This is a genomic window from Sneathiella sedimenti (assembly GCF_017313765.1).
In the GTDB taxonomy this organism is placed as follows: domain Bacteria; phylum Pseudomonadota; class Alphaproteobacteria; order Sneathiellales; family Sneathiellaceae; genus Sneathiella; species Sneathiella sedimenti.
The window spans coordinates 255,187-281,837 of record NZ_JAFLNC010000003.1 but is presented as its reverse complement, the minus strand read 5'-3'; the positions used below and the strand labels follow the sequence as shown (position 1 = coordinate 281,837).

At 51.2% G+C, this 26,651-nt stretch carries 28 protein-coding genes; 16 read left to right on the top strand and 12 right to left on the bottom strand.

Annotation, left to right across the window (positions count from 1 at the left end; translation table 11 throughout):
- Positions 1-9 precede the first annotated feature (9 nt).
- Entirely contained in the window at positions 10-1,044 is a 1,035-nt protein-coding gene (gene bmt, locus J0X12_RS10665; RefSeq protein ID WP_207045455.1) for a betaine--homocysteine S-methyltransferase, read from the top strand.
- 6 nt (positions 1,045-1,050) lie between these two features.
- Here the strand turns inward: bmt and J0X12_RS10660 are convergent, their stop codons facing one another.
- From J0X12_RS10660 to J0X12_RS10635, 6 genes are all read right to left on the bottom strand, one after another.
- Positions 1,051-1,683: a glutathione S-transferase family protein gene (locus J0X12_RS10660; RefSeq protein ID WP_207045453.1), complete on the bottom strand. Its 633-nt coding sequence runs from the start codon at positions 1,681-1,683 to the stop codon at positions 1,051-1,053.
- A gap of 38 nt (positions 1,684-1,721) precedes the next feature.
- Complete coding sequence (gene choV / locus J0X12_RS10655; protein WP_207045451.1) at positions 1,722-2,903, bottom strand: choline ABC transporter ATP-binding protein; 1,182 nt, start codon at positions 2,901-2,903, stop codon at positions 1,722-1,724.
- 1 nt (position 2,904) lies between these two features.
- Positions 2,905-3,750, bottom strand: a complete 846-nt coding sequence (choW, locus tag J0X12_RS10650; RefSeq protein WP_207045449.1) for a choline ABC transporter permease subunit — start codon at positions 3,748-3,750, stop codon at positions 2,905-2,907.
- Between the two features lie 84 nt (positions 3,751-3,834).
- Positions 3,835-4,785 (bottom strand): choline ABC transporter substrate-binding protein, encoded by a 951-nt coding sequence (locus J0X12_RS10645; RefSeq protein ID WP_207045447.1) that lies wholly within the window; start codon positions 4,783-4,785, stop codon positions 3,835-3,837.
- A 105-nt stretch (positions 4,786-4,890) separates the two neighbouring features.
- Positions 4,891-5,742: an MBL fold metallo-hydrolase gene (locus J0X12_RS10640; protein ID WP_207045446.1), complete on the bottom strand. Its 852-nt coding sequence runs from the start codon at positions 5,740-5,742 to the stop codon at positions 4,891-4,893.
- 77 nt (positions 5,743-5,819) lie between these two features.
- On the bottom strand, positions 5,820-6,431 hold the full coding sequence (locus J0X12_RS10635) for a CDP-alcohol phosphatidyltransferase family protein (protein ID WP_207045444.1): 612 nt from the start codon (positions 6,429-6,431) through the stop codon (positions 5,820-5,822).
- A 143-nt stretch (positions 6,432-6,574) separates the two neighbouring features.
- On the opposite strand from J0X12_RS10635, the gene J0X12_RS10630 reads away from it, so the two are divergent.
- The gene (locus J0X12_RS10630; protein ID WP_207045442.1) at positions 6,575-7,045 is read left to right on the top strand and encodes an OsmC family protein; all 471 of its coding nucleotides are present in this window, start codon (positions 6,575-6,577) and stop codon (positions 7,043-7,045) included.
- A 60-nt stretch (positions 7,046-7,105) separates the two neighbouring features.
- On the top strand, positions 7,106-7,318 hold the full coding sequence (locus J0X12_RS10625; protein ID WP_207045440.1) for a hypothetical protein: 213 nt from the start codon (positions 7,106-7,108) through the stop codon (positions 7,316-7,318).
- A 12-nt stretch (positions 7,319-7,330) separates the two neighbouring features.
- Here the strand turns inward: J0X12_RS10625 and J0X12_RS10620 are convergent, their stop codons facing one another.
- Both J0X12_RS10620 and J0X12_RS10615 read right to left on the bottom strand, forming a co-directional pair.
- A complete protein-coding gene (locus J0X12_RS10620) occupies positions 7,331-8,215 on the bottom strand; it encodes a NifU family protein (protein WP_207045438.1) in 885 nt (294 codons plus the stop codon).
- Positions 8,216-8,350: 135 nt separating this feature from the next.
- Complete coding sequence (locus J0X12_RS10615) at positions 8,351-9,364, bottom strand: cyclase family protein (protein WP_207045436.1); 1,014 nt, start codon at positions 9,362-9,364, stop codon at positions 8,351-8,353.
- A 138-nt stretch (positions 9,365-9,502) separates the two neighbouring features.
- Here J0X12_RS10615 and J0X12_RS10610 point away from each other — a divergent pair, with 138 nt between their 5' ends.
- Positions 9,503-10,759, top strand: a complete 1,257-nt coding sequence (locus J0X12_RS10610) for an MFS transporter (RefSeq protein WP_207045433.1) — start codon at positions 9,503-9,505, stop codon at positions 10,757-10,759.
- 45 nt (positions 10,760-10,804) lie between these two features.
- Here the strand turns inward: J0X12_RS10610 and J0X12_RS10605 are convergent, their stop codons facing one another.
- From J0X12_RS10605 to J0X12_RS10595, 3 genes are read right to left on the bottom strand one after another with little or no spacing between them, the layout of a single operon-like run.
- On the bottom strand, positions 10,805-11,578 hold the full coding sequence (locus J0X12_RS10605; protein ID WP_207045431.1) for a class II aldolase/adducin family protein: 774 nt from the start codon (positions 11,576-11,578) through the stop codon (positions 10,805-10,807).
- A 24-nt stretch (positions 11,579-11,602) separates the two neighbouring features.
- Complete coding sequence (locus J0X12_RS10600; RefSeq protein WP_207045428.1) at positions 11,603-12,757, bottom strand: acyl-CoA dehydrogenase family protein; 1,155 nt, start codon at positions 12,755-12,757, stop codon at positions 11,603-11,605.
- 41 nt (positions 12,758-12,798) lie between these two features.
- The gene (locus J0X12_RS10595; protein WP_207045425.1) at positions 12,799-13,605 is read right to left on the bottom strand and encodes an IclR family transcriptional regulator; all 807 of its coding nucleotides are present in this window, start codon (positions 13,603-13,605) and stop codon (positions 12,799-12,801) included.
- Between the two features lie 125 nt (positions 13,606-13,730).
- Here J0X12_RS10595 and J0X12_RS10590 point away from each other — a divergent pair, with 125 nt between their 5' ends.
- The 7 genes from J0X12_RS10590 to J0X12_RS10560 all read left to right on the top strand — a co-directional run bounded on the left by J0X12_RS10590 (position 13,731) and on the right by J0X12_RS10560 (position 22,077).
- On the top strand, positions 13,731-14,885 hold the full coding sequence (locus tag J0X12_RS10590; RefSeq protein WP_207045423.1) for a TAXI family TRAP transporter solute-binding subunit: 1,155 nt from the start codon (positions 13,731-13,733) through the stop codon (positions 14,883-14,885).
- 21 nt (positions 14,886-14,906) lie between these two features.
- Positions 14,907-16,904: a TRAP transporter permease gene (locus J0X12_RS10585; RefSeq protein WP_207045421.1), complete on the top strand. Its 1,998-nt coding sequence runs from the start codon at positions 14,907-14,909 to the stop codon at positions 16,902-16,904.
- Positions 16,905-17,063: 159 nt separating this feature from the next.
- Complete coding sequence (locus J0X12_RS10580) at positions 17,064-17,819, top strand: AsmA family protein (protein WP_207045419.1); 756 nt, start codon at positions 17,064-17,066, stop codon at positions 17,817-17,819.
- A gap of 65 nt (positions 17,820-17,884) precedes the next feature.
- A complete protein-coding gene (locus J0X12_RS10575) occupies positions 17,885-18,478 on the top strand; it encodes a TetR family transcriptional regulator (RefSeq protein WP_207045418.1) in 594 nt (197 codons plus the stop codon).
- Between the two features lie 300 nt (positions 18,479-18,778).
- Positions 18,779-20,644 carry a 2-oxoacid:acceptor oxidoreductase subunit alpha gene (locus J0X12_RS10570; RefSeq protein ID WP_207045416.1) on the top strand — a complete coding sequence of 622 codons (1,866 nt, stop codon included), beginning with the start codon at positions 18,779-18,781 and terminating at the stop codon, positions 20,642-20,644.
- A 1-nt stretch (position 20,645) separates the two neighbouring features.
- Positions 20,646-21,662 carry a 2-oxoacid:ferredoxin oxidoreductase subunit beta gene (locus tag J0X12_RS10565; protein WP_207045414.1) on the top strand — a complete coding sequence of 339 codons (1,017 nt, stop codon included), beginning with the start codon at positions 20,646-20,648 and terminating at the stop codon, positions 21,660-21,662.
- A gap of 85 nt (positions 21,663-21,747) precedes the next feature.
- Positions 21,748-22,077, top strand: coding sequence for a TraR/DksA family transcriptional regulator (locus tag J0X12_RS10560; RefSeq protein WP_207045412.1), 330 nt, complete (start codon positions 21,748-21,750; stop codon positions 22,075-22,077).
- An 11-nt stretch (positions 22,078-22,088) separates the two neighbouring features.
- Here J0X12_RS10560 and J0X12_RS10555 read toward each other — a convergent pair whose 3' ends face one another.
- Positions 22,089-22,379 carry a DUF6460 domain-containing protein gene (locus J0X12_RS10555; RefSeq protein ID WP_207045410.1) on the bottom strand — a complete coding sequence of 97 codons (291 nt, stop codon included), beginning with the start codon at positions 22,377-22,379 and terminating at the stop codon, positions 22,089-22,091.
- Between the two features lie 218 nt (positions 22,380-22,597).
- On the opposite strand from J0X12_RS10555, the gene J0X12_RS10550 reads away from it, so the two are divergent.
- From J0X12_RS10550 to flaF, 5 genes are all read left to right on the top strand, one after another.
- Positions 22,598-22,999 carry a flagellar biosynthesis repressor FlbT gene (locus tag J0X12_RS10550; RefSeq protein ID WP_207045408.1) on the top strand — a complete coding sequence of 134 codons (402 nt, stop codon included), beginning with the start codon at positions 22,598-22,600 and terminating at the stop codon, positions 22,997-22,999.
- 328 nt (positions 23,000-23,327) lie between these two features.
- Positions 23,328-24,137, top strand: a complete 810-nt coding sequence (locus J0X12_RS10545) for a flagellin (protein ID WP_207045406.1) — start codon at positions 23,328-23,330, stop codon at positions 24,135-24,137.
- A 116-nt stretch (positions 24,138-24,253) separates the two neighbouring features.
- On the top strand, positions 24,254-25,036 hold the full coding sequence (locus tag J0X12_RS10540) for a DUF1217 domain-containing protein (protein ID WP_207045404.1): 783 nt from the start codon (positions 24,254-24,256) through the stop codon (positions 25,034-25,036).
- Positions 25,037-25,271: 235 nt separating this feature from the next.
- Positions 25,272-26,072 (top strand): flagellin, encoded by an 801-nt coding sequence (locus tag J0X12_RS10535; protein WP_207045402.1) that lies wholly within the window; start codon positions 25,272-25,274, stop codon positions 26,070-26,072.
- Positions 26,073-26,141: 69 nt separating this feature from the next.
- On the top strand, positions 26,142-26,549 hold the full coding sequence (gene flaF, locus J0X12_RS10530) for a flagellar biosynthesis regulator FlaF (RefSeq protein ID WP_207045400.1): 408 nt from the start codon (positions 26,142-26,144) through the stop codon (positions 26,547-26,549).
- Positions 26,550-26,651: the final 102 nt, after the last annotated feature.

The following is a 26,651-nucleotide window of genomic DNA, read 5'->3' as shown; positions in this document are numbered from 1 at the left end:
GACAAAAAGATGGTCAATAAACTTCAACAGCTTCTGGACAGCAAGCCCTTCTTGCTGGCTGATGGCGCGGTCGGAACAAATCTTTTTGCCGTCGGCCTCCAGTCGGGGGACGCGCCGGAGCTGTGGAATATCGACGCACCGGAAAAAATCCATGATTTGCACCGGGGTTTTGTCGACGCCGGCTCGGATATCATCCTGACCAACAGTTTCGGCGGAACAAGTTACCGGCTCAAGCTTCATAATGCGCAAGATCGCGTTCGAGAGCTAAATCTGTCGGCCGCAATAATTGCCCGCGCGGAAGCGGACCGAATTGACCGCACCGTGATTGTGGCAGGGTCCATGGGACCGACAGGAGAGTTGATGGAGCCAATGGGCGCATTGACGCATGACAGCGCCGTTCACGCCTTCAAGGCGCAGGCCGATGCATTGGTTGAAGGCGGTGTCGATGTGCTCTGGATTGAGACGATGTCCTCCAAAGAGGAAGTTGCCGCCGCCGTTAAAGCAGCCGAAGCCACGGGACATCCCTTCGTCTGCACCATGTCATTCGATACGAACCGGCGGACGATGATGGGCATTAAGCCCGCTGACTTTACAGAGTTTTGTCATGAGCTGCCAGCGCGCCCGATTGGCTGGGGCGCCAATTGCGGGGTTGGCGCGGGTGAGTTGCTGGAAACGGTCCTGGGACTTAAATCCACCGCGGAAGAAGGCGATGTCATTGTTGCCAAAGCCAACTGCGGCATTCCGGAATTCAAGGATGGCAAGCTTCATTATAGCGGAACGCTGGACGTGATGGCTGATTATGCGCGTCTCGCGGCGGACGCTGGCGCGCGGATCATTGGCGGTTGTTGCGGGACCAGCCATGCGCATCTGAAAGCGATGGCCGATGCCCTTGACGGGTATACGCCTCAGCGGGACATCAATATCTCGGATATAGAGGCGCGCTTCGGTCCCGTTTGGCAGGTGAAGCTACCGGCGGAAGCGTCTCACGGAGCGGCCCCTGCAAGTGGCAGGGGTAGTCGCCGCGGTCGCCGCCGCCAGAGTTAGTTTACATTATGCGCTCGCGCTCGGACGGGCGGACACTGCATCGTGCCAGCGTTTGAGATTGTTCAGACCGTCCGGCATCTCGATCTTTGCCATGCCGGTTGCGAAGTCCACGACAACCATGGCACCGATATCTGCGACGGAATAGTTGTCTCCCGCCACAAACTCCTGCCCCTCAAGCTGCTTGTTCATATCCTCGAAGAAATAAACTACGCGTTGACGGCCGCGTTCCGCGAGTTCAGCGATCTGTTCAACATTTCGTGGTCCGGTTATGGCCCGATGGGCGAGCCGTGGCGCGGAATTTCGGAGGGCTTCCGCAACAGCCATAAAGCCATTAACATTGACATAATGATTACAATCATTGATACGCGCCCGCTCCTCCGGTGATTTACCGAATAGCGGCGGTTCGGGGAATTTTTCCTCAAGATAGCGATTGATCGCGTCGATCGAGGAGATCCGGCTGCCGTCGTCCAATTCCAGTACCGGTACAGTACAGTGCGGATTTATTTTCTTGAATTCCTCGCTCAATTGCTCTCCATCGCGCATATTGACGATCACTTTTTCAAGATCAATACCCTTCTCCGCCATAAAGATTCGTACACGACGTGGGCTCGGCGGTCCCGGACAATCATATAATTTCATTTTTCTTTTTCCTCATCCAGTGTTGCGCCCCGGACTATTTAGCTATCCTGTAAATTGAGAAATCCTTCAAAAATTTCATCGTCGCCAATCATACCGATAAGTTTTTCTTCCTCAACAAACAATACCGGCGAACCTGAACGACGTCTAATCTCGATCACATCCCTCAGCATGATATCCGCGGGCGCGGTAACAAACTGGTTATACTGAATGCCCTCTATCCCCTCCGGACCGGAAAAAGAGATTATTTCCGAGGGCTCTCCATTAGACGTCGCAGACAAAATGGCAGACTTCTCGTCTATTTTCAGCCGGCAGTATCCCGCGCGATCCAGAATAAGTTCCTCAGCACGTCTTGGAATTTTATCTGTTGTCGTCATCAGTGTCCTGCCTTTCAGAACATTGAGCGGATTCATATGCCCCACAAAATCGGCAACATACTTATTCGCCGGATTACGGACAATTTCTTCCGCGGTGTCATACTGGACGATACGTGCCTGATCCATGATCGCAATTTTATTGCCAATTTTAAGCGCCTCATCAAGATCATGGCTAACAAAAATGATGGTCTTGTGCATTCTCTCCTGAAGTTGCAGAAGTTCATCCTGCAACCGGTTACGGATCAATGGGTCAAGCGCGGAAAAAGGCTCGTCCATCAGCAGAATATCGGCATCGGTTGCGAAAGCCCGGGCAAGGCCGACACGCTGTTGCATACCCCCAGAAAGCTCATGGACGAACTTGTCCTTCCATTGGTCGAGCTGCACCAGTTCCAGCTTTTCTTCGACAATACGGTTTCGTTCTCGCTTGGTCACGCCCCGCAGTTCCAGGCCAAAGCCGACATTTTCCGACACGGTTCGCCAGGGCAGCAACGCAAATTGCTGAAAGACCATCGAAATACGGTGCATTCTGAGATACCGAAGTGTCACAGCATCACATTCGGGCAGATTTATCTGGCGTCCCTCATGCTCTACCAGTACCTTTCCGCGTGTGACCTTGTTCAGCCCGTTGACGGCACGCAGCAAGGTTGACTTGCCCGATCCGGACAACCCCATCAGGACACATATCTCCCCTGCTTCAACGGAAAGCGACGCCCCCGCCACACCAAGCACATTTCCCGTTTCCGTGAGAATATTTTCCCGGTCCGCGCCCTGATCCAGGAGCGTGAGAGCCGGCGCCGGATTCGATCCGAAAATAATATCGACATCCCTGAATTCTACGACGGCCATGTTATTTCTTCTCCGTCTTGGAGGGTTGCTTGCAGAGGCGGTCGAGCAATATGGCGATAATCACGATAGCGAGGCCAGCCTCAAACCCTTTCGCAATATTCACCGTATTGAGGGCGCGCAAGACAGGAACACCAAGCCCCGGCGCGCCGACCATTGCCGCAATGACCACCATTGATAGACACAGCATTATGCATTGCGTCACGCCGGCCATTATGGTCGGTGCCGCATGGGGCAGCTCAATTTTCCAGAGTATCTGCCGCTTCGTCGCGCCGAAAGCCTCCCCCGCCTCGATGAGGGGCTTGGGCACGTTGGAAACGCCCAGATATGTAAGACGGATGGGCGCGGGGATGGCGAAGATTACGGTAGAAATCAGGCCCGGCACCACACCTAGACCAAACATGATCATTGTCGGAATTAGATAGACGAATGTCGGTATGGTCTGCATGAGATCGAGGATGGGCCGCAATACCGTATAAAATCCCTGACGATGCGCGGCCAATATTCCAAGCGGTACACCAACAATGACGCAGCTTAACGTCGCGAATATTATCAGGCCCAGTGTTCGAACTGTTTCCTCCCAATATCCGAGATTGATGACAAGCAGCAGGGAAATCAGGATCAGGAGAGAAAGCTTCCAGCTTCGATGCAGCGCATAGGCCAATCCTGCGAAGATTGCCACCAGAAGAAGTGGTGGGCACCAAAGCATCAGATCCACCAGCGCGTTGATCAGAAATGCCAGCCCGTCGGCAAAACTGTCAAATATCCACGCCCCGTGATCGAGCAGCAGATCAACGCCGTCGCTGATCCATCTTCCGAGTGGAATTTTATGATCGGTAAGCCACTCCATCTCACGCCCCCCTATTCTACGCGGTCAGAATACGCCGAATAACGAAAATGGCGGCAGGGTGATTACCCTACCGCCATTTTTCAATTACATACCGAGATCCTTGTTGAGGGCCGCGGCTGCATCTCCGCCATCGAATGTGGTGACACCCGCCACCCAAGCCGCAGGAACGTCCGGATGAGCTTTCAGCCAGGCCTTGGCTGCCTTTTTCGGATCCTCGCCATCATCAAGGATCGCTCCCATAATCTCGTTTTCCATTGCCAGCGTGAATTTCAGATTGGAAATGAGCTTCCCGGCATTCGGACAGTCAGCGAGATATCCCTTGCGCACATTCGTATAGACTTCTGCACCGCCGAAATTCGGCCCGAAATAATCGTCACCACCCGCAAGATAGGTCAGCTCAAAATTGGCGTTCATCGGATGGGGTTCCCAGCCCAGAAATACGACCCATTCGTCTTTCCGGTCTGCACGGGCAACTTGGGCCAACATCCCCTGCTCGCTCGACTCGACGACCTCAAAGCCTTTCAGCCCGAAAGCATCCTTATCGATCATGTCCTGAATCAGGCGATTACCATCGTTACCGGGCTCGATCCCATATATCTTGCCATCCAGCTTGTCCTTAAACTTGGCAATATCGGCAAAACTCTTGATACCGCCGTCTGCTGCCGCTTTATTGACGGCAAGGGTATATTTCGCGCCGGAAAGGTTCATCCCCGTCGTTTCTACTGAACCATCTGCGCGATAAGGCGCTATGTCCGCCTCCATTGTCGGCATCCAGTTTCCAAGAAATACGTCAATATCCCCGTTCTTCAGGCTGGCGTATGTAACCGGAACGGATAGAACCGTCGCAGTCGGTTCATACCCCAAGGCATCCAGGACAACAGATGCTGCCGCCGTAGTTGCCGTAATATCCGTCCAGCCAACGTCGGAGAATCTTACTTTCTTGCATGCTTCAGAATCCGCTGCATACGCAGCCGGGCTGAATGCCAACGCTGCCACGGCGGTAACAAATAGAGTCCGTGAAATTTTTTTTAGCATATTGTCGCTCCCTGTTTTTATACATCTAAATATCTGCACGCGATAATCTGTATCTCCCCTCCCTTACCGCCAGATACTATAAAGAAGTCGACGTCCGGGCTCTTGTTATGTTTTCAACCAATACTCTCCGTTTTCTTTCTTTTTAAGATGCCCGGCTGTCGGCGTCGCAAAATGAGTACCAATAATCAGTGTATCCGAATTGCCGTATTTCTCCAAAAATGCTTCCCGAGTTGCCTGAGCGGCACCTGCATCGGCATCCACGGCGCTCGACCACTCCGGATGTGCAATCTGGCAGGGGTGGTGCATGCTGTCGCCGGTAATGATTGCTTCTTCTCCAGCGGACCGGATTTGGACGCAGACATGGCCCGGCGTATGACCGGGTGACGGGAACAAACTTACCTCGTCGCAAATTTTATGATCCATCGCCACCAGGTCAGCAAGACCGGCGTCAACAACTGGTGCAACCGAATCGCCGATCACATCCCCGAATTCCTCCTGTGCCGTGGCTTGCCAATATTCCCATTCCTTCGCACCGAACAGATAGCGCGCATTCGGGAATGTCGGGACCCATTGACCGTCAACCAACATCGTGTTCCAGCCAACATGGTCGACATGAAGATGTGTACAGAGAACGGTGTCAATACTTTCCCGCGGATATCCAGCCGCTTCAAGATCTTCCAGGAAGGTAGTTTGCAGCATGTTCCATGCGGGAATTTCACGTTTTTTATCATTGCCCAAACAAGTATCGACGATTATCCGGCGTTCTCCCGTGTCGATGATAAGCGCATGGATACTCATGATCAGCTTGCCTTCCGCCGTCGCAAAATGCGGGACGAGCCAGTCGATTGGCTGTATTGCATCTGGGCTTGCCTGCGGCAGAAGGAATCGAGTGCCGCCCGTTGCCTCCACCTCAACAACACGGGTAATCTTTACATTGCCAACTTGCCAATTGCCCATTCAGGATCCTCCTTCATTTTTATTATTCTTTTACTGTCGGTTGAGTATAGCGGTTCCGGGCCGCCAAACAATGCCGATCAGTTGGATTTACCAAAAGTCAGCCAGGCGGCATAGATCCGTGTAACTGTCGTAATCCAGCACATGGCGCCAAATACGAGCGCGATGATCAAAAAATAATCCGGGAATACGCACATCAACAACATTGCTGCAATTGTCTCCCCGCCTTCAGCAAGACCGCCGAGATAATAGAGCGATTTGCGCCCCTGAATATCCGTCGATATGCCGTATTTTTCTGCCATTATTGCGTAAGTCAGAAAGCTCGAACCTGTTCCCATAAAACTGAAAATGAGAAAGGCTGCATAAAGCGCATTTTCGGGGCGGGCCAGCGCAAACCCAAAAACAACCGCCGCGTAAAAAATGAAGTCACAGACAATATCAAGATAGCCCCCGAAATTCGTCAACAGCGAATGGCGCGCAACAGCGCCATCCAGGCCGTCGAATACCCGGTTCAGCACAATAAGTATAAGGGCTACGCTATAATACTCTGTCGCAATAAAGGGGACAGACAACATGCCGAGGAGAAAGCCAACGACCGTGACAGTATTCGCGGAAACTCCAATGGCGGCAATTTTCGTTCCCATCGCATTCAGGGGCGGATCAATGATATTTCGCAGCGCTGCATCAAACATTTTTTCTTCGAAATACCCTATTGATTCACCCAAATAACCGTGAGATCGTGAATTCAAAAGTTACATAGTTGTATTCTAATAACAAGGCAAAGCGATATCGCTCCTGCTCCCGATAATGTGAATTAGCGTGAAACGGTTAAACAATGGCACATACACATGAATTTGTTGCGCTTATTGACTGGAAAGGCGCGGTCAACGGCCCAACGACGGACTATAAAAGCTATTCCCGCGACTATGATATTGCAATCGGTGGACGACCGGTCATCAAGGGATCGGCGGCCCCTGTATTTCTTGGTACGGATGACCGCTACAATCCGGAAGATCTGCTGGTTGCGTCGCTTTCCGCCTGTCACATGCTGAGCTATCTGGCACTCTGTGCGCGAAAGAATATCTCTGTCACCGCGTATCACGACGAAGCCTGGGGAAAAATGGAAATGCTTGACGGTAAACTTAGGTTCTCTGAGATTATATTGCGGCCTGTTGTGACCATTACCAAGACAAGCAATCTAGACAAGGCAAGACGTCTTCATCACGACGCTCATGAAACTTGTTTTATCGCCAATTCAGTGAATTTTCCTGTCCTCAATGAAGCAATTGTGGAGTACGCTGACTAACCAAATTTTAATTCAAAAATGCAAGAATCTTTGAAGTAATAACATTAGGCGAGACCGGGAATGCAGCTGAAATTTGAAGCAGCTATTTTTAACGAGGAAGTTCTTGACGCACTCCAGGAGGGCGAGCACCATAAAAACCTCTCAGATAGCTGGGCAGAAACGCATTATTTTGACGTCTATGCGGAAAGTCTCGAACAGGCATGGGAAAAAATGCGCCGCAAATATAGTGCGGAGCGCGGCTTCGTTATCAAATCCATAGAAGAAGTTGACTAGGCGTCGCGGCGCTTAATATCCCACATAATAGGGATTTGCGCCGCCTGCATGATCAGTGACATCCAAAACCCGTTCGATTGCCGGTACGGCGGATTTGATTTCCACTTCCACACCCTGCTTTAGCGTCGCATCGGCCATTCCACACCCTTGGCAACCACCCGCCATTTCAACAAAGGCGGTGTTGTCCTTAATGTCGATGAGGGTGATGTATCCGCCGTGCGCCGCAATCGCGGGATTGATCCGTGTCTCTAGAAGGACGCGGATTTGATCCGCCTCTTCAGTTTGAAGGCCCGGTCGATCCGTCGCAGATGCGGCCTCTTCTTCGACCATGCGTTCAAACCGCACCCGGTGAATTTCGGGGACATAGTGCTTCAGCGTATTTTCGATTTTGATTTGCGTGCCGAATGCGGGCGTTGACAGACCGGAACTGTCCATCTCCAACACGACAACGCCTTCCGTGGGATCAAAGGATTTAAACGCGACTTCACCTCCGTCCTCACGAAGCTGCGGCTGGACACGTGTGTCGATCAGATCAACTATGGAATCAACGATCTTCTGATCATCTTCAGAATAGCTGGCGCTTGCTACCTGCTGATCCCCGTTCAAAACGGGCATACCACTCATATAATGATCCATGATTGCGGCCAGAACCATCGGCTTGAGCTGTATCCACAGAGTCTTGTGCTCGTCGTCTGTCAGTTTAACGATTGTCACATAATCTTCCCCAAGCTCCACAGAGCGGACGCCGGGGATATCAAATAGACGTGCCGCAAGGGGAGAGCGCGCGCGCCCTTCCTTTTCGTCCTCAAACAGAATGGATCCTGTCGCCAGAACCTGACGCCCAGGCAGAAACTTCATCCTGTCTTCATTTTCATGCGGCAAGGTCTGAATAAACATTAAGAACTCCTGTTCCCTTTGTCGGGGAAATTGATATACGGCCGTCAGCTAGCAGAATAAATTTGCGTGGGCAAGCTACAAGGGTAACATAATGCGCCCGCCCACACATGCAATAGCCGTAGAAATCGCAATTTACTATACTGTTGCGACCGGATTGGCAGGAGACCCAACCGCGCCCGGCAAGCGGATTGGTGGTGCAGTCAACATGAAACGTGAACGTTTATTTGCCTTTAGCCAATTATTCAAGGGCGTCAGATACCAAAGTTCCCCAAGATGTATGCCGAGCTTGAACAGGCAATGCTCATGGATCGGAAGGAAGGCGCAGCTTCCCTGTCCGGGCACAGACGGGTGCGCCTCAACCGCATAGTTATCAGCGATCAGCAGGGAAAGGCCTGAATCAGTGATCCAGTTAAGAAGCTTGCCGTCGCGTCCATTGAGCGCGGCACAGGACCCGTGTAGCTTGTCCTTATCCGGATTTCCGTTCATCTCCATAATCATCTGGGCAAATCCGGTATGCAGGCAAACCATATCCCCTTCCTCGACCGTCACATTGTCTTTTTCCATGACACGCATTAGGTCGTCATAACCGACAAGCGTCTGGGCCCGACCGAATTCGCCTTCCAGATCAATCATCACGCCGCGTCCCTGAACGCCGGCGGCAGCCATATTCTCGATACCAAGGGCTAATGCGCGCGGACCGCCCTCATCTTCCGGTCCCTGGATATGCTCCCCACCACGATAGCCGTTATAATAGACAATCTCTGCCACGCCATCGCCATCGGCGTCGAACTCCTGCCCGACATGAGCCAGACTATCCCACTGCGACGAATATTGCGTATGCAGGACAACCAAGTCATCACAGATCACATCAATCATGTTTGGGTCATCTTGTGACAGGTTATAGTTCATGTTCGGCCGGTCACCGGACCTGACGGTCGGTGAAATTTTCGGAGGGTGACGACGGGGATTGAGGAGATTCCCACCCGGCAGATCAAGGGGCAAACTAAGGCAGAAACGCTCTCCTGTTTTAATTTCTGCCGCGGCAGCGCGAATTTTCTCTGGCGTAATAAGGTTCAGGCGACCTATCTGATCATTTTCTCCAAAATCGCCCCAGTTTGATCCATCCGGTCGTTTCTGCCATCTAGCCATCTTTTTTTTCCTTATGTTATTATTTTCCCGTCAGCATACCTGCAAGACGGTCGCCTGCAAAGCCCTACTGCGACACGAATTGACCTTGGGCGCGCAACCTGCTAGCTCTAATAAAAAGTAGGTTCGGGCGCGATAAAAATGAAGAATGAAACGGCGAACGCCATCAAGCTTATCACGACACTGTCGATTGTTTATGTCGCGAGTAATTTTTACCGTTCTTCCATTGCCGTAATTGCGCCAAATATGATGGATGAGCTCGGGCTCACTCACGAGCAACTCGGTGTTGTCGGCGGCACCTTCTTTATTGCCTTTGCAATTTTTCAGGTACCAGTCGGCATTTTCCTTGATCGCTATGGCCCCCGAAAAACCATCTGCGGGTTGATGCTGTTTGCCGTCCTCGGGTCGGCTGGGTTCGCTTTGGCGACGGATTTCCTTGAACTTACCGCGGCCCGCTTCTTTATCGGTGTAGGGTGCGCCCCGGTTCTGATGGGATCGCTCGTCATTATATCGAGATGGCTATCGGCGGAAAGGTTCGCCCTCTATATGTCACTAATTGTTGGCATGGGAGGGCTTGGCAATATTCTGGCCACAACACCAACAGCAATCCTGACCGATATGATCGGTTGGCGTGATGTTTTCTGGATCGCCAGCCTGTTCAGTGCGGTTTCTATCATTTTCGGATATCTGATCATCAAGGACGCCCCAGAGGGTCATGCTTTCCACGCCAGAAAAGTAGAGAGCATGAAGGACACATTGGGAGGGGTGATTGGTATTATTAAGGATCGGCAGTTTCAGCTGGTTTTTACTATTAACCTAGTCATCTACGGAACGATCATGTCGATCGTCGGTTTGTGGGGTGGAAATTTCCTGCGGGACGTTTACGGGCTCGACCTGACGGCACGCGGCAATATTCTTTTCTGGATGACTGTTGCGGTCATTGGCGGCGCGTTCTTTTATGGATATCTGGATGGTGTGTGCAAATCCCGCAAAAAGCTGGTTGCAACCGCTTCCATCACAACAATAATTCTGCTGGTCGTACTGGGATCAATTCCCGTCGTTTCGGTCTGGCAGATTTCAGCGCTTTTGATTCTTTTCAGTTTTTTCGGGAACTATGGCGTGCTGATAATGTCCCAGGGACGTTCGATTTTTCCGGAGAGGTTATTGGGCCGCGGAATTGCAACACTCAACACAGCCGTGTTTCTCGGAGTGTTCCTGCTCCAGTCGATGGGCGGATTTATAATTGGCACCTTTGCCACTGCAGATGGCACTGCGCCGCTTGAGGCCTATCGGGTTCTCTATTTCAGTCTGGCGGCAATTGTCGCCGTCGCGTTACTGATCTACAGCCGATCAAAGGAATCAAAGACGCCCAAAGAAAAAGCGCCGGAAACTGCTTGAAGAAGCAGGCCCGGCGCCGGTAACTGTAAGCTTAAAAGCCCCTGATCAGTCGCGGTAATTTGCTCCCTTGCGATCGAGAAGACGCAGCAGGCCCGGCCATTCAAGGCCCGACTGTGATGCGCTGATTTTAAACTGGCCGGCGGCATGTTCACAAACCTCACGGGAAGGAAGAATTAATTCGGAATCCCCCGCAAGTGCCTTGATCTGCGATTCGCATGACTTCTCAAGATAGAAGATCCGGCGGAAAGCTTCTGAAACCGTCGTCCCAACTGTGAGCAGGCCGTGATTACGCAGGATCATTGCGATGCTGTCGCCCATGTCGCGAACCAGACGTTCCCGTTCATCAAGGTCCAGCGCAATGCCTTCATACCCATGATAGGCCAGACGGCCATAGAACATCATCGAGTGCTGGCTGATCGGCAGCAGGCCCTGCTTCTGCGCGGCAACGGCCATACCGGCCGTCGTATGCGTATGAAGCACACAGCCTACATCCTCGCGCGCGGCGTGAATGGCGCTGTGGATTGTGTATCCCGCCGGGTTAATGAAAAACGGTGTTTCGTCGAGAATATTCCCGTCAATGTCCACCTTGATCAAGCTTGACGCCGTAATTTCGTCAAAGAAGAGGCCATAGGGATTGATCAGGAAGTGATGATCACTGCCCGGGACACGTGCAGAAATATGGGTGAAGACAAGATCACTCATGCCGTAATGAGCGACGAGATGATAGCAGGCCGCGAGATTGACGCGCGTTTCCCATTCCTCATCGCTGACCTTGCCTTGCAGGCTGGGTACCATTTTATTTATCTTATCAACACCCATATCGATATTCCCTTTTTCAGTTTATTAATTCGTATGCGATTTCAGCATGTTGCGAGCGATGACAAGCTGCTGAATTTGCGTTGTTCCTTCATAGAGCCGCAGCAACCGGACATCCCGGTAAAAGCGTTCGACTTTATATTCCGCCATATAACCCGCACCGCCGTGAATCTGCACTGCGCGGTCAGCTATCCTTCCGGCCGCCTCCGTCGTAAACATCTTGCAACAGGCCGCAAGCATCGAGATATCTTCACTATTATCATATTTCTTTGCTGCATCCAACGTCATTGCCTTGCCCGCGAAAAGTTCGGTCTGGCTGTCAGCGAGCAGCGCTTGAACCAACTGGAACTCGCCAATCACCGTTCCGAACTGTTTACGTTCCGCCGCATAGTTGAGGGCCTCTTCCAGGATTCGCTCCGAAATACCTGTCGACACAGAGCTCAAATGCAACCGCCCACGGTCCAACACTTTCATGGCAGTGTAGAAACCCTGACCCTCAACACCGCCAAGCAACGCGGAGGCAGGAATGCGGACATCCTCAAAAATAACATCGCTTGTTTTTGTACCCCGCTGACCCATTTTTTCGTCCGCCTTGGCAATGGTTATGCCTGGTGTACTGGGATCGACAAGAAAGGCTGAAATGCCCGCGGCGCCCTTTTTCGATGGATCGGTGCGCGCCATGACAGTCAGCATTCCCGCACGGAGCGCGTTCGTGATAAAGCGTTTCGTTCCGTTCAGAACATAATCATCACCATCCCGGACGGCCACGGTCCGCAATGAGGCCGCGTCTGAACCGGCTTCTGGCTCAGTCAGGCAGAAAGATGACATGATCTCACCTGTGGCGAGACGCGGCAGATACTGTTTCTTTTGCTCATCCGTCCCGGTCATGACGAGGCCCTGGCTGCCGATGCCAACCGTTGTCCCGATCACAGAACGAAATGCCAGCGATGCATTGCAAAGCTCATGTATGATATGGCATTCCTGCTCCATGTTTAGGCCCAACCCTCCGTATTCCTCAGGAATAGAGAGACCGAAAAGGCCCAGTTCCCGCATTTCCTGGATAATTTCTTCGGGCACGTCGTTCGTCTCTTCCACTACATCCTCAGCCGGGATGAGTTTCTCGCGCACGAATCGGGAGACTGCATCTTTCACTAATTCAAATGTCTCGGTATCCAGAGCCATCTTCTATCCTTCTACTTTCTTGTTATTTTTTAAATTTAAATTCAATCCAGCCCACACATTACCTCAACGCTTCTTGCCAGGCTAACAAGGCGGGGGCCGACTTCTTCTCGCAAGGTTGCTTCTGTTACCAGATAAGCAGAGCCTCCGCAATTAAAGGCAACGATGTCACCCGTCGAATTGTCGCGTGCGGCAGCGCCAACCGCGTGGAAGCTTGGCTCCCACCCTCCTATGGAAAGACAATATCCGAAATCTGCGTAATCCCTTTCCGCCGCCTCAAACTCCTTTTTAATTTTTGGCCACTCATCAGAAAATTTTCGCCGAATATGGTCCAGAAGGAAATTTCTTTCCCCCTCAGGAAGTTTACAGAGAAATGCGCGCCCAACAGCAGTACTAGCGATCGGTAAAAAGGAGCCGACCTCCAGTCGAAGTGTACTTTGATCACTGCCACGAGCCGTTTCCACATACATCATGTTCAGTTGCACGCGCGTTGCAAGGGCAACCCCAAGTCCGGCCTGTTTTGCAAGATCAGCCATCAATGGGCGGGACATCAAGCGAATCTTGTTATTTGCGAGAAATGTATAGCCCAAGGAAAGAACCGTCGGTGAAGGTTCGTACTTACCAAGGCTTTTTCTATAGGTAAGGTAGCCCAACTGCAGCAATGTACTCGTCAGGCGGGAAACGGTAGACCTGGGTAGTTTCGTCCTCTTGGCAAGCTCGTTGTTCCCAAGCGGTCCCTCACCAGGACGAAAAGCCTGTAGAATCTCTAGACCACGCGCCAAGGAAGTAACGAAATGCCGATTGTTGTCCGGCATCGCCCCTCCCCCAGATAAAGATTCATCTTCCAGCATTTTCTACCTTCAGTGTAAAAAGTATTTCTCACGAAAAAAACTTGCAGAATACCATTCCACTATGCAGAATGCTGTCCTATTAGAAAACAAAAAAATCTGTATCAAGTTTTCTTAGGGAGACAATAATGGGAATCAATACAAGATTATGCGCGGCTGCAGCGGCAGTGGCGTTTACTTTTTCAACTGCCGCTTTTGCTGACGATGTAAAGCTTCCGAGTACGATTGCCTGGAGCGCGTACAACACGGGCACCACTGGTTATAATCAGTCCGTCGCCATCGGCAAGGCCTTAAAAGATAAATATGGCATTGATCTTCGGGTTGTACCGGGCAAGAACGATATTTCACGTATGGGCCCGCTACGTTCCGATAAGGTTCAGTTCATTGCAAACGGCGCAGGCACTTTCTACGCTTCTGAAGGTGTATTCAACTTTGCGACACCTGACTGGGGCCCACAGAAGGTACAGTTGCTGATGTCAGCAACTTCAGATGCTAACCTGTCGGTCGGCGTTGCTGCCGATACAGGGGTCAAAACGTTTCAAGACCTCAAAGGTAAACGCGTCGGCGTTGTTCGCAGTTCCCCGGCACTCACCATCGGTACTCAGGCTATTATCGCATTTGGCGGATTGACCTTTGATGATGTTGAAGTCGTAGAGTTCGGCGGCTATGGCGCAATGTGGAAAGGCATGGTTTCAGGTCAGATCGACGCAGCATTTGCGTCAACTGTTTCCGGACCAACCAAACAGCTTGAAGCATCCCCTCGTGGCATTTACTGGCCGCCTACTCCGGCTGCTGACAAGGAAGGCTGGGCACGCATTCAGGAAATCGCTCCTTATTTCGTTCCTCATACAGCCACATTGGGTACAGGGAATATTTCCAAGGACACGCCGCATGATGGCGCGGCCTACCCTTATCCGATCCTGATTACCCGTGCAGACCAGGATCCTGACCTTGTGTATTCAATGGTGAAAGCCGTTCACTCGGAATATGACAGCTACAAGGACTCACTGCCGGCGATGTCTGGCTGGGCACTTGAAAACCAGACTTTTGAATGGGCAGTCCCTTACCATCAGTCAGCGGTTAAGTACTGGAAAGAAATCGGCGTCTGGACAGACGACATGGAAGCCAACAACAACAAGATGATTGAGCGTCAGAATGTTCTGGCCGAAGCTTGGGCAACCATGAAAGACAAAGACCTCGACGGCGATGCCTTCAAGGATGAATGGATGAAAGTCCGTGCAGCTGCGCTTGAAGCTGCGGGCATGAATCCGATTTTTAAATAGTCCATATTTGTAGATTTCTAAATGGAAACTCAAAAACAGGAAAGCGGAGCGGTGGTGCAGCCAGAATTGGCGCGCCACCGTCACCTTTCGAGCGTATGGCGTGCAATCGTAATTGCGGTTACCGTCATCGTTACCCTACTGGCTGTCAATCAGCTGTTTAACGCAGGATTTCTAGTCGGGCATACCTGGCTTGACAACGAGTATCAGTACGCATTGTTTGGATTACTGGTGCCGGTTGTTTTCCTCATCTTCCCCGCAACAAGCAAATCCGCCATGGATCGAGTCCCGTGGTACGATATTTTGTTCGCCGTGGTTACCTTCGGCCTGCTTGTGTTTTTCTTCATGAATGCAGAAGCAATTGTCGATAACGGATGGGAAATGGGCGCGCCGGACTATATTGTTATGCTTGGCCTGGTGCTTTGGCTTCTGGTTCTTGAAGGAACAAGACGCGCCGGCGGCACGGCCCTGTTCGCGATCGTGGTAATCATTTCACTCTATCCGCTATACGCCGATATCATGCCGGGCCCAATTTCAGGTCTTGGCAGCACATTATCGGACACAACGGCCTATCATGTTTTAAGTGCGGAAAGTATGCTCGGCATACCCATGCAGGCGCTGGCCAACCTTGTGATCGGATTTTTGATCTTCGGCGTTGCCCTTACTCAAACCGGTGGCGGGAAGTTCTTCATTGATTTGGCGTTTGCTGCTCTTGGGCACGTGCGCGGCGGGCCGGCGAAGGTTGCTATTTTCTCTTCCGGTCTTATGGGATCGATGAGCGGTAGTGTTATCTCAAATGTTATCACAACCGGCGTTATGACCATTCCAGCAATGCGCAAGACCGGTTTTCGGCCCTCCTATGCTGCTGGTGTTGAAGCCTGTGCTTCGACAGGCGGTGTTCTTATGCCACCGATTATGGGCTCAACGGCCTTCATCATGGCTGTGTTCCTGAACATTCCCTATATCACCATTGCTGTGGCGGCCATTATCCCCTCGGTTCTGTACTATTTGGCGCTGTTCATACAGATCGATGCCTATGCAGCTCGAAACAACATGCCGGGCTTGCCTCGGGAGCTTCTGCCAAAGCTGGGAGAAACCTTCCGAAAAGGCTGGCATTTCATTGCCGTCTTCGTTCTGCTTATCGTCATGCTGGTTTATCTTAAGCAGGAAGTGCTTGCGCCATTCTATGCAACAGCATTGCTTATCGTCATCAACCAGATTTTCTCCCCTAACCGTTGGGGAATGAAGGAATTCTGGGAGTTTCTTCTGGCGACGGGCAAACTTCTTGCGGAGATTGCGGCCATTCTGGTAGGCGTCGGCTTGATCGTCGGTGCACTATCCATCACTGGCATGGCGGGCACGCTCGTGAATGATCTGATCTTTATGGCAGGTGGTAACATTCTCGTTCTGCTTCTGATGGGCGCGATTACCAGCTTCATTATGGGCATCGGCATGACAGTGACTGCTGCTTACATCTTCCTTGCCATTGTTCTTGCACCTGCTCTTGTGCAAGGCGGCCTGGATCCGATGTCAGTTCATCTGTTCATCCTTTACTGGGGTATGGTTTCTTTCATCACGCCCCCAGTTGCGCTGGGAGCTTTTGCGGCTGCGTCCATTGCGGGTGCAAATCCGATGCGGACAGGGTTTGAGGCAATGCGGTTGGGATCAATCATCTACTTTGTTCCCTTCTTCTTCGTTCTTGATCCGGCCTTAATTTTCCGCGGAGAGTTGAGCCAGACTGCCCTGTTGTTTGTCTCTGCTGTAGCAGGCGTCATTCTGGTCGCCAGCTCGCTTCAGGGATATCTGATATGGATTGGTAATCTGCACCGCCATCCTGTGCTAGGTTGGCCAATCAGAGCGTTTATTCTTATTGGCGGGCTCGCGTTAGCGACTCCGGGCGGAAGTGCGCTCATTCCATTCAGCAATCTGGAACTGGCACTCTTTGCGTTGGTCACAGCGGGTTCTGCTGCGGCGCTCGCCTTCATGATTGAACGACGTGCTAAAGCAGCTGCTGCGATTTAGGTAAAATCCTAACTCAGGAAAGCGCCCGCCTGGAAATTTCCGGCGGGCGTTTTTTATTGTAACCCTTTAATATTCATCTAATCCCGCTTGCGCTTGCGGTGCCGTATTCGTCATCGTATGGTGCGCCCGAAATTTTAACTATTACGAACGGTGATCTATATGAGACGTGGACTGACTATCGCAATGATCGGGATCGTCATACTTTTCTGCGTGGCAATTATTACTGTTTATCTTTCGATAGGATCCGTTATCACAACAACCGTGGAAAGCTACGGATCCGCAATTACCCAAACTAACGTCACTTTACGTGAAACTGAGTTCTCTCCAACCACCGGGGAGGCCGAGTTGCTCGATCTAACTGTGGCAAGCCCTGCGCCCTACACCGCGCAACCCGCATTTTTATCCCCTCGTATCAAGATGCAGATCGATCCACAAACCGTCAATAATGACACCATTGTTATTAAGCGGATAGAAATCGAGGCGCCTGAGATTACCTATGAAATTACGAAATCCGGCGACAATTTACGTACCATTCGCGCCCACATCAAAGAAGCCATAACAACGGAATCCGGCGGCGCCTTCCCCACCGACCGCCCGGGTCCGGTGAAGAAGTTTATTGTGAATGACCTGTATATTACGAACGCAGTTGTTATTGTTCAGGCGGATGCTCTTGTCGGCAAAAAGGCAACGGCGGTCCTGGAAACGCTTCATCTGGAAGATTTGGGCCGGGATGAGGATGGGCTTTACCCGGCGGCACTGATCGAGAAGATTTATGGGCCACTCCTTCAGGCAACTACCCTTGCCGCGCTTTCGACAGACCTTAATCTTTCTGATCAGGCCCTCAATATTCTGCGTGGCGCGAGCGATGAAACGGAAGAAGTCATAGATCGCTTAAGAAACCTCCTCGAAAAATAGGGTTGCCGCCCATCGTTCCAGCGGGCATAACAGACATTATAACAACTGTTTGTTAGGACCAGCCCGTGACTGAAAATATACGCGCACGCGAGGAAGGTCTCCATCGGAGCGATAATCGCCGGCAGGAATTGATGGCGGCGGCGGCGCATTTGTTTAACCAGCGCGGATATGACGCAACATCGATGCGGGACATCGCCCGTGAAGCCGGTATGCTGGCCGGATCCATGTATTATCACTTCTCGTCCAAAGATGATTTGATCGTAGCGACCTATGAAGAAGGCAAACGTCTTATCAGTACGGCTGTAGTGGAAGCAATTGACGGGGTCGATGATCCGTGGGAGCGGCTGACACAGGCGGCAATCGCTCATATGAACACTTTGTTCGGCGGCAATAATTTCTCCATTCTGCTTTGCGCCGATATATCCCGGACGGCTCCCACCCTAAGAAGCAGGCTAATCGAAATTCGGGACAGCTACGACAAGCTCTTCATGGATCTGATTGAGGATTTACCACTTCCGGACGATATAGATAAAGGGTTGCTGCGCCTAAGTCTGCTGGGATCACTCAACTGGTCGAGCAGTTGGTACCGTCCCGGAGGCCAGACACCGGCACAAATTGGAGCCTTCTTTGTGCGCATTATGAAAGACGGTCTGGCCTAACGGCGAGACAGATATATTTCACATAATTTTTTTGTTATTAAATTATTTTACACTGTAATTTAGAAAATAATGTTGCGTTCCGATCAAAATCCCCTATATCTAGCCTTAGAGTGACGGTGGGCATCCACGTCAAACGCCAGCAAGAGTGATAGGGGCAGTTTAAGGCCCAAGAAATTGTTGTCGTTACAGCAAATGGTGATATAGGCCGTTGATTGCTGCTTCAAAATATGGCTAAACTAAAGGCAATAACGGGGTTAAAAACAAATAAACCCCCTCTTTTGCTTAATGCGGGTAAGAAAGTTGAACGAATTAAAAATTAAGTCGGACCCTGCGTCGAGGAAAGAAGTCTCCTCAGTCGTTATTCGGTTCGCGGGCGATTCTGGTGACGGCATACAAATTACCGGCAGCCGGTTTACAGACACAACTGCGCTGGCTGGAAACGACCTTGCCACATTTCCGGATTTCCCTGCTGAAATCCGCGCCCCTATTGGAACGACCTTCGGGGTTTCCGCTTTTCAGATCAACTTCGGCTCGCGGCGAATTGAAACGGCCGGCGATGACCCGGATGTTCTGGTTGCCCTGAACCCTGCCGCGCTGATGGTGAACCTAGCGCGGCTGAAGCCCGGCGGAATGATCATCGTCGACAGCGGCACCTTTACCGACAGGAACCTTAAAAAGGCCGGGTATCTTGAGAACCCGCTCGAAGACACGTCGCTTGAAGCCTATACCGTCCTGGATATCAATATTACCAAGCTGGTGCTTGAGTCGGTCAAGGAATTTGGCCTCTCACAGAAAGAGGGCCTGCGCTGCAAGAACTTCTGGGTTCTTGGCCTTGTCTACTGGATTTATGGTCGTGACCGGAGTGATACGGTTGACTGGCTCCGGCGCAAGTTCGCAAAGCGCCCTGACATAGCCGATGCCAATATTGCCGCCTTGAATGCGGGCCATATCTATGGCGAAGCGTCTGAAGTTGGCGGCCTGACGCAGCTTTATGCGATTCCGGCGGCAACCATGCCTCACGGGCTTTATCGCACGGTAACAGGTGGTGAAGCGCTGGCGTGGGGCCTGGTTGCAGGTGCAGAACTTGCGAATCTGAAGATTTTCTTTGGGTCATACCCAATTACGCCTGCCTCCCCTGTATTGCACGCGCTGGCCAAGATGAAGCAGTTTGGCGTAAAGACATTTCAGGCTGAAGATGAAATCGCGGCAATTTGCTCGGCAATCGGCGCCTCCTATGCAGGTTCTCTCGGCATCACCTCCTCATCCGGCCCCGGCATTGCCCTGAAGGGCGAAGCGATCGGGTTGGCTATCTCGACGGAACTTCCCCTGATCATCGTGAATTCGCAGCGTGCCGGTCCGTCAACCGGATTGCCGACGAAAACAGAGCAATCTGACCTTTATCAGGCTGTTTATGGGCGTAACGGCGATGCGCCGCTTGTCGTTCTCGCTACGCATGGCCCGTCAGACTGCTTCGAAGTTGCAATTGAAGCCTGCCGCCTTGCCACAAAATATATGACGCCTGTCATGCTGCTGACCGACGGATATATTGGAAATGCGGCGGAGCCTTGGCTGATCCCCAATGTGGCGGATCGGGAAGCGTTTCCGGTAACATTTGAAACGACTGCAGAAGGGTTTCAGCCGTATAACCGCGACCCTGATACGCTCGCACGTCATTGGGCCGTTCCGGGCACGCCGGGTCTCGAGCATCGCATTGGCGGGATCGAGAAGGAAGATGGCTCAGGCAACATTTCCTATGAACCTGCAAATCATCAGAGAATGACTGATTTGCGGCGGGATAAAATCCTGAATATCGCCAACGATATACCTGAACAGACGGTCGAAAACGGCAAGACAAGCGGTAAACTCGCAATTGTCGGATGGGGCTCTACGTATGGGCCAATTAGCCGTGCGGTCGACAACAAGCTCGCGGAAGGCAAGGAAGTCTCCCACATCCATCTCCGCCATATCTGGCCCTTGCCAAAAAACCTTGGCGAGTTGCTTCGCGGATTTGACAAAGTCATTGTCCCGGAAATGAACGATGGACAGCTTAAAACGGTCCTGCGAGATCAATATCTGATCGATGCGCAGCCCCTGACCAAGGTGACGGGGCAACCGTTCAAGATTTCCGAGATTGAACGCGCCATCGACGCAGCATTGGAGAACTGACATGAATGTTGCCGTTACAAAAGATAAACTGAAACCTGCCGACTTTGCCTCAGACCAGGAAGTACGCTGGTGCCCCGGCTGCGGCGACTATGCGATCCTCAAGGCGGTACAAAGAACCCTGCCTGACCTTGAAACGCCGAAAGAAAACTATGTGTTTGTTTCGGGGATCGGCTGTTCATCCCGCTTTCCTTATTATATGTCGACCTACGGGTTCCATACAATTCATGGTCGGGCGCCTGCCTTTGCTACCGGGATCAAGATTGCCAACCCGGAGTTGGATGTCTGGATGGTGACCGGTGACGGTGACGGATTCAGCATTGGTGGCAATCACATGCTCCATGTGTTGCGCAGAAACGTCAATTTGCAAATCCTGCTCTGCAACAACGAGATTTACGGCCTTACCAAGGGACAGTATTCTCCGACTTCGGAAGTCGGACTTCGGACCCCTTCTTCTCCGGATGGATCGGTTGATACCCCGTTGAAACCTCTCGTTTTCACGCTCGGCGCCGGCGCGAGATTTGCCGCCCGTGCCTATGATACGCAGAAGACACTTCCCGAAATTCTCAAGCGTGCACATGAGCATAAGGGAACGTCGCTGGTGGAAATCCTGCAAAACTGCATTGTTTATAATGATGCAGTTTTCGATAATGTCCTCGCACGCGATGTGGCCGCTGAAAAGCAGCTGCATGTGGAACATGGCAAGCCGATGATCTTCGGCGCGGAAAAGAACAAGGGTATTCGGCTTAACATGCAATCCCTGACGCTGGAGACCGTGACCATCGGCGAGAATGGAGTCACGGAAGAAGATATTCTGGTTCATGACGAGACGAACCGCTCGCTTGCGACCTTGATCGCCGATATGGATGGGCGAGACCTTCCTGTCGCTTTTGGCGTGATCTACTGTAACCCGGCGGCCACTTATGAGGACGGCATTACCCAAAAACTGGAAGCTGCGGAAGCCAATGGCAAGCCGTCGCTGGATGCCCTTCTCCGGCAGGGTCATACCTGGGAAGCCTAAAAATTAACATTTCCGTTATCAGGGCCGGTCTGAAAGGACCGGCCTTTTCTTTGCATCGGCGCAAATTTTGACGTAGCCTTTCGTCATGACAAATTCGGATCCAAAGAATGATCTGCTTGCCCGCCGAGAGGAATTGCTCGCGGTCATGAAGGCGAGTGTTGAAGGCAGTCGCCCCGTGGAGCTCGACCAGACCCGCGTAGGACGGCTCTCCCGTATGGACGCGCTGCAGGGGCAGGCAATGGCCCAAGAGACGGAGCGTCGGCGTAATAACGAATTGCAACGGATCGATGCGGCTCTCGCCCGTGTCGACACGGGTGACTATGGATATTGTGTCACCTGCGGTGAAGAAATCTCCTCAAAGCGTCTCGCTCTGGATCCGAGCACCCCGCTTTGCATAGACTGCGCAAGCGGATAACGGAAAACCTTCTAATCCTGGCGCTTGGACGAAGAGGAAGACATATTCCGGCGGCTTTTCCGCTGGAGATAGTTCAGGCCCGAAACAATCGCCCAGATAGGAATGACGATAACGGCCCCGAGCAGAATATAATCTGCTGCCCAACGCACCGTGCTAAGCGCCGTGGAGTAGATCTGGCCAATCGTCCCTGTCAAATCTTTTAAAAGATCAAGCGGGGTAATATCAAACAGGGTCAGGGCCCATCCGACAATAAAAGAAAACAAAACCAATTTTATAATCAGTGAACCGATATTTCTTGGCATTCAATATCCTCTAAAATGGCGGTAGAACGCTAAAGTCCGGGGCGCTCCGACATGAGCAATCATATAGTCCACCCCGAGGTCAAGGCCAGAAATTATTTACTTTTCGCTGATTAGCGCGTTAAAACTCATTTATCATCAGTCAGAATACATTCCTATTTTGCACAATTTGTGACTATCGTTATAGTGAAACGTGTGGTCCCTATCTGGAGACGAATTCCATGTCGTTAAAGTTTCGTATTCCTGCCGGCGAGAAAATTGTCGTCAATGGCGCAGTTCTTACAAATACAAGCAACAAGGCTATGCATTTTTCGCTGGAAAATGATGCGTCAATCATGCGCGAGCGCGACATCCTCCTGCCAGAGAACGTTAAAACCCCGCTGGAAAATGTATATCTCTATGTTCAGCTCATGTATATCGAGCCGAGCAGTCACGAGACGCATCACAAAAGCTTTCAGGATGCCTCGCAGATAGCATTTCTTTCCACGGTCGATAACGATGAACGAAACCTCGTTTTTGAAGTTGTCGGCCTTGTGGGCGAGAAAAACTATTATGCGGCCCTTAAGTTGCTTCAAAAGTACTTTAAATCCGCGGACACTGAATCGACGGAATCAGTTAAATAACCGCATTTCCAAGAGACTACCTTATTGATTCAGTCATTTTTGCGATTGAATACAGGGGTGACCAGCGCCTGTTAGGATCAATAGTAACTTTATCCAAAAAATTTTTCGCCTCCCCATCGGATCAAAAAATAGCAGTTTTCCAGCCTTTCCAGACCCCATATCTGCGCCCAAGGCACAATTAGCCCTGCTTAATATCACCAATGAAGCCCTCATTAATCTTTTGTTAGGATTTCACAGAGATAGTCATTCCACGGTTTCGAAGTAGACCGGGGCTCAGAAAGAGCCGATGCGTCGCAGATGCGACAACTCTAGAATGAGGAATTATATTATGGCTTCTATTAACACAAACTCCGCTTCCATGGCTGCCCTGCGTACTCTCAACATGACGCAGAACGCACTTGGAAAAGTTCAGTCTCAGCTAGAAACCGGCCTACGCGTCAACAGCGCAAAAGATGCTCCAGCAACCTTCGTGATTGCCCAGGGCATGCGTGCTGACATCGGCGCTCTGAATGCTGTTTCTGAAGGTATTTCCTTTGGTCAGGCTACAATCGGCATGGCTATGGCGGGCGCAACCTCCATTTCCGACCAATTGACAACCCTAAAAGGTCTTGTCACACAGGCGAAAAATGAAGGTCTCGACGGGTCTGTTATTCAGGACCAGGTTACTGAAGTTCTTGCACAGATTGATGCGATTACCAGCACGTCGGCGTTCAATGGCGTCAATCTTCTGACGGCAACCGCCACTACCCTGACTGTTGCTACAGGCCTTGGTGCGGCGGACAATGTTACGTTTACCAACGTTGACTTGACGTCAACTACAGGTCTTGCTCTTAACACTGTTGACGCAACTGATACTGCAAACCTCGATACGCATCTCGCAACAATTGATGCCGCTATCGCTACAGTTGGTGGGGCTTTGACCAGCATCGGTACATTCGCCAGCCGGCTTGACGACCAGGGTGAGTTCACCCAGCTTCTGACCGACACGATGAAAGAAGGTCTCGGCGTTCTTGTTGATGCCGACATGGCAGAAGTTGCAGCAGAGCTGACTGCTTTGCAGACCAAGGAACAGCTCAACATTAACTCTCTTAGCATTGCGAACTCCGCACCGCAGAGTATTCTGGCTCTGTTCCGTTAAGAAACATCCCTACTTGGAAAGGCGGCTCTTATGGGCCGCCTTTTCTGTTAACCTCCTGTTCATAATCTCTCCCGTATAATAAGCGATATGGAATATACATTTCCTCAGGAATGACGATGCAATTATCGACCGACAGTTCCCTCCTCTGGTACAAGCTTGCGAATAGCTTAAAAGACTCGCACATGAAGATGTTCGAGGCGCAGCCGACGGTTACCCGAGACGTGGCAACTTTCAAAGAAAAAATCGGCGATATTAAATCTGTCGATGATCTGATGAAAAACCGTACTGTTCTGACAATGGTTATGTCTGCTTTTCAGTTGGAAAGCGAAGTCGGCAAAACGGCGATGGTCCGGAAAATTCTGACCGAAGATCCTGCTGATAAAGATAGCCTGGTCAATAAACTGGTGGAGCCGCGTTGGGCAAAACTGGCGAGCGCCCTGTATGGCCTGAACAGCGACCCCGATTTTTTCCAGAATCAATCGAATGTCGACACGATCCTCGCTGGCTATAAAACCAACGAATTCGAGAAATTTGAAGGTGAAAACGCGGACGGCGTGCGAGAGGCACTCTACTTCAAGCGGCTGGCCGGAGACGTCGACCAACTGTCACAGATTATGGCAGACCCTACATTGATGCATGTCGTCCGGGTCAGCCTGGGACTGCCGGAAAGCTTTCAAACACTGGAATATTCTCAGCAACGAGACCGGCTTGAAAAGCAAATTAACGTAGAAGACCTGAAAGACCCCGAAAAAGTGGAAAAGCTTATTCAACGCTTTCTAGTCTATACGGAGATCAATAATACTGATCCCACGAGCAACCCGATATTATCGCTATTTCAGCCAATATCATCGGACAAATTTGTTGGCCCCCAGCCGATCCAGATAGATTTATTCGTCTAGTCTCACCGCTGATCTTCTTTGGCATACTCTCTTTATGCCGGGCATTTTTTTCATAGCTAAGCAATAAATTCCTATTCAAGGCAGATTTGACGCCTTTCCTTCCCCGCTTCTAAAACATAAAACATCGACGAAATCCGCAGTTTTTCGCGGATTTTTAAGTTGGCACGCCCCTTGCTTCTGTAGCGTTGAGTGAATTTGCGTTTTTGGTAACGCAGGAATCTACAGGAGAAACATAATGACTTCTTTTTCTATTAATACCAACGCGACTGCGATGGCGGCGCTTCGCACATTGTCTATGACTCAGTCAGCATTGAGTCACACCCAGCGCCAGGTCGAAACCGGGTTGAAAGTTGCCGAGCCTAAAGACAATCCGGCATCCTTTACAATCGCCCAGACGATGCGCGGCGATATTTCTGCTTTGGACGCCATTGAAGAAGGCCTGACGTTCGGACAGGCAACGGTCAGCATGGCAAACGCCGGTGCGCTGCAAATTTCCAACATTGTCATCGATATCAACCAGAAAGTAACCCAGGCGTTCAACGATGGTCTTGACGTTACGGTTCTGCAGGAAGAAGTCGATGCTCTCCTTGCCCAGATCACAGCTGTCGTTGGCTCAAGTGTCTTTAACGGAGTTAACCTGATTGACGGCGTAAGCGCCGATCTTGACGTTTTGACGGGACTTGGCGGTGTTACGCAGACAATTGCCGCTCAGGATTTACGCTTGGCCACTTTGGGCCTCGTCGGGCTTGATCTGACGGACCCGGCCACTGCTCTCGCTGCCGTTGACGGTGCAGAAGCTGTTATCGGTGATGTTATTACGACTTTGGGTACCGCGGCAAACCGTCTCGACAGTCAGGCTGAATTTACCCAGCTCCTGACGGATAAGCTCAAAGAAGGTCTGGGAATCCTGGTCGACGCCAACCTTGCGGAAGCCAGTGCCGAATTGCAGGCATTGCAGACCAAGGAACAGCTTGGCATCCAGTCTCTTTCGATTGCCAACTCGCGGCCACAGTCAATTCTTCAGCTATTCCAGTAATTAGTAAGAGTATCGTAAGGATTTTCGTAAATAATATCCCTTACTATCGGAAATGGATGAGAAAAAGATATGTCTGTAGCTGCTTACCAAAAAGCCAACCAGAATGCCGAAAGTCCCCGACAAACCGAATACCGGGCTTTCGCAATATTCACTCGTGCTATGGAAGAAGCTGACAAAGAAGATAATGTAATGGAGCGAATCCGCGCTGTCGCCAATAACCGACGGCTCTGGCTCACCATGCAGATGGATCTACTGTCAGAGGAGAACGCCCTCCCCGACGATTTAAAAGGTCGGCTTCTCTCCATCGCATTCTGGGTTGGACGCTACAGCCTGCAGGCCATGAAGGGCGAAGCGTCAGTTGGCCCCCTCGTTGCAGTCAACAAGCAGATCATGGAAGGCATGAAACCTCAGAATCCAAAGAAAGTGCCTGAGGCAAGTCCGCCGGAATCCCGGCTAGGGACCAAACTGTCCCTCTAGTTGGCGGCCCAAAAATAAACTTTGGCTTTCTCGATACCTATCTCCCTAACGCGACAGCGGTTATACTCCGTGACTAATGATAGTTACGCGGAGAACAAAGCC

Coding starts and splice junctions, on each gene's coding strand:
- flaF (WP_207045400.1), top strand. CDS start 26,142: ATGTCTGTAGCTGCTTACCAAAAAGCCAACCAGAATGCCGAAAGTCCC.
- J0X12_RS10590 (WP_207045423.1), top strand. CDS start 13,731: ATGGGAATCAATACAAGATTATGCGCGGCTGCAGCGGCAGTGGCGTTT.
- J0X12_RS10585 (WP_207045421.1), top strand. CDS start 14,907: ATGGAAACTCAAAAACAGGAAAGCGGAGCGGTGGTGCAGCCAGAATTG.
- J0X12_RS10645 (WP_207045447.1), bottom strand. CDS start 4,785: ATGCTAAAAAAAATTTCACGGACTCTATTTGTTACCGCCGTGGCAGCG.
- J0X12_RS10625 (WP_207045440.1), top strand. CDS start 7,106: ATGCAGCTGAAATTTGAAGCAGCTATTTTTAACGAGGAAGTTCTTGAC.
- J0X12_RS10610 (WP_207045433.1), top strand. CDS start 9,503: ATGAAGAATGAAACGGCGAACGCCATCAAGCTTATCACGACACTGTCG.
- bmt (WP_207045455.1), top strand. CDS start 10: ATGGTCAATAAACTTCAACAGCTTCTGGACAGCAAGCCCTTCTTGCTG.
- choW (WP_207045449.1), bottom strand. CDS start 3,750: ATGGAGTGGCTTACCGATCATAAAATTCCACTCGGAAGATGGATCAGC.
- J0X12_RS10615 (WP_207045436.1), bottom strand. CDS start 9,364: ATGGCTAGATGGCAGAAACGACCGGATGGATCAAACTGGGGCGATTTT.
- J0X12_RS10640 (WP_207045446.1), bottom strand. CDS start 5,742: ATGGGCAATTGGCAAGTTGGCAATGTAAAGATTACCCGTGTTGTTGAG.
- J0X12_RS10560 (WP_207045412.1), top strand. CDS start 21,748: ATGACAAATTCGGATCCAAAGAATGATCTGCTTGCCCGCCGAGAGGAA.
- J0X12_RS10620 (WP_207045438.1), bottom strand. CDS start 8,215: ATGTTTATTCAGACCTTGCCGCATGAAAATGAAGACAGGATGAAGTTT.
- J0X12_RS10595 (WP_207045425.1), bottom strand. CDS start 13,605: ATGCTGGAAGATGAATCTTTATCTGGGGGAGGGGCGATGCCGGACAAC.
- J0X12_RS10540 (WP_207045404.1), top strand. CDS start 24,254: ATGCAATTATCGACCGACAGTTCCCTCCTCTGGTACAAGCTTGCGAAT.
- J0X12_RS10600 (WP_207045428.1), bottom strand. CDS start 12,757: ATGGCTCTGGATACCGAGACATTTGAATTAGTGAAAGATGCAGTCTCC.
- J0X12_RS10545 (WP_207045406.1), top strand. CDS start 23,328: ATGGCTTCTATTAACACAAACTCCGCTTCCATGGCTGCCCTGCGTACT.
- choV (WP_207045451.1), bottom strand. CDS start 2,903: ATGGCCGTCGTAGAATTCAGGGATGTCGATATTATTTTCGGATCGAAT.
- J0X12_RS10635 (WP_207045444.1), bottom strand. CDS start 6,431: ATGTTTGATGCAGCGCTGCGAAATATCATTGATCCGCCCCTGAATGCG.
- J0X12_RS10550 (WP_207045408.1), top strand. CDS start 22,598: ATGTCGTTAAAGTTTCGTATTCCTGCCGGCGAGAAAATTGTCGTCAAT.
- J0X12_RS10630 (WP_207045442.1), top strand. CDS start 6,575: ATGGCACATACACATGAATTTGTTGCGCTTATTGACTGGAAAGGCGCG.
- J0X12_RS10565 (WP_207045414.1), top strand. CDS start 20,646: ATGAATGTTGCCGTTACAAAAGATAAACTGAAACCTGCCGACTTTGCC.
- J0X12_RS10535 (WP_207045402.1), top strand. CDS start 25,272: ATGACTTCTTTTTCTATTAATACCAACGCGACTGCGATGGCGGCGCTT.
- J0X12_RS10660 (WP_207045453.1), bottom strand. CDS start 1,683: ATGAAATTATATGATTGTCCGGGACCGCCGAGCCCACGTCGTGTACGA.
- J0X12_RS10605 (WP_207045431.1), bottom strand. CDS start 11,578: ATGGGTGTTGATAAGATAAATAAAATGGTACCCAGCCTGCAAGGCAAG.
- J0X12_RS10555 (WP_207045410.1), bottom strand. CDS start 22,379: ATGCCAAGAAATATCGGTTCACTGATTATAAAATTGGTTTTGTTTTCT.
- J0X12_RS10580 (WP_207045419.1), top strand. CDS start 17,064: ATGAGACGTGGACTGACTATCGCAATGATCGGGATCGTCATACTTTTC.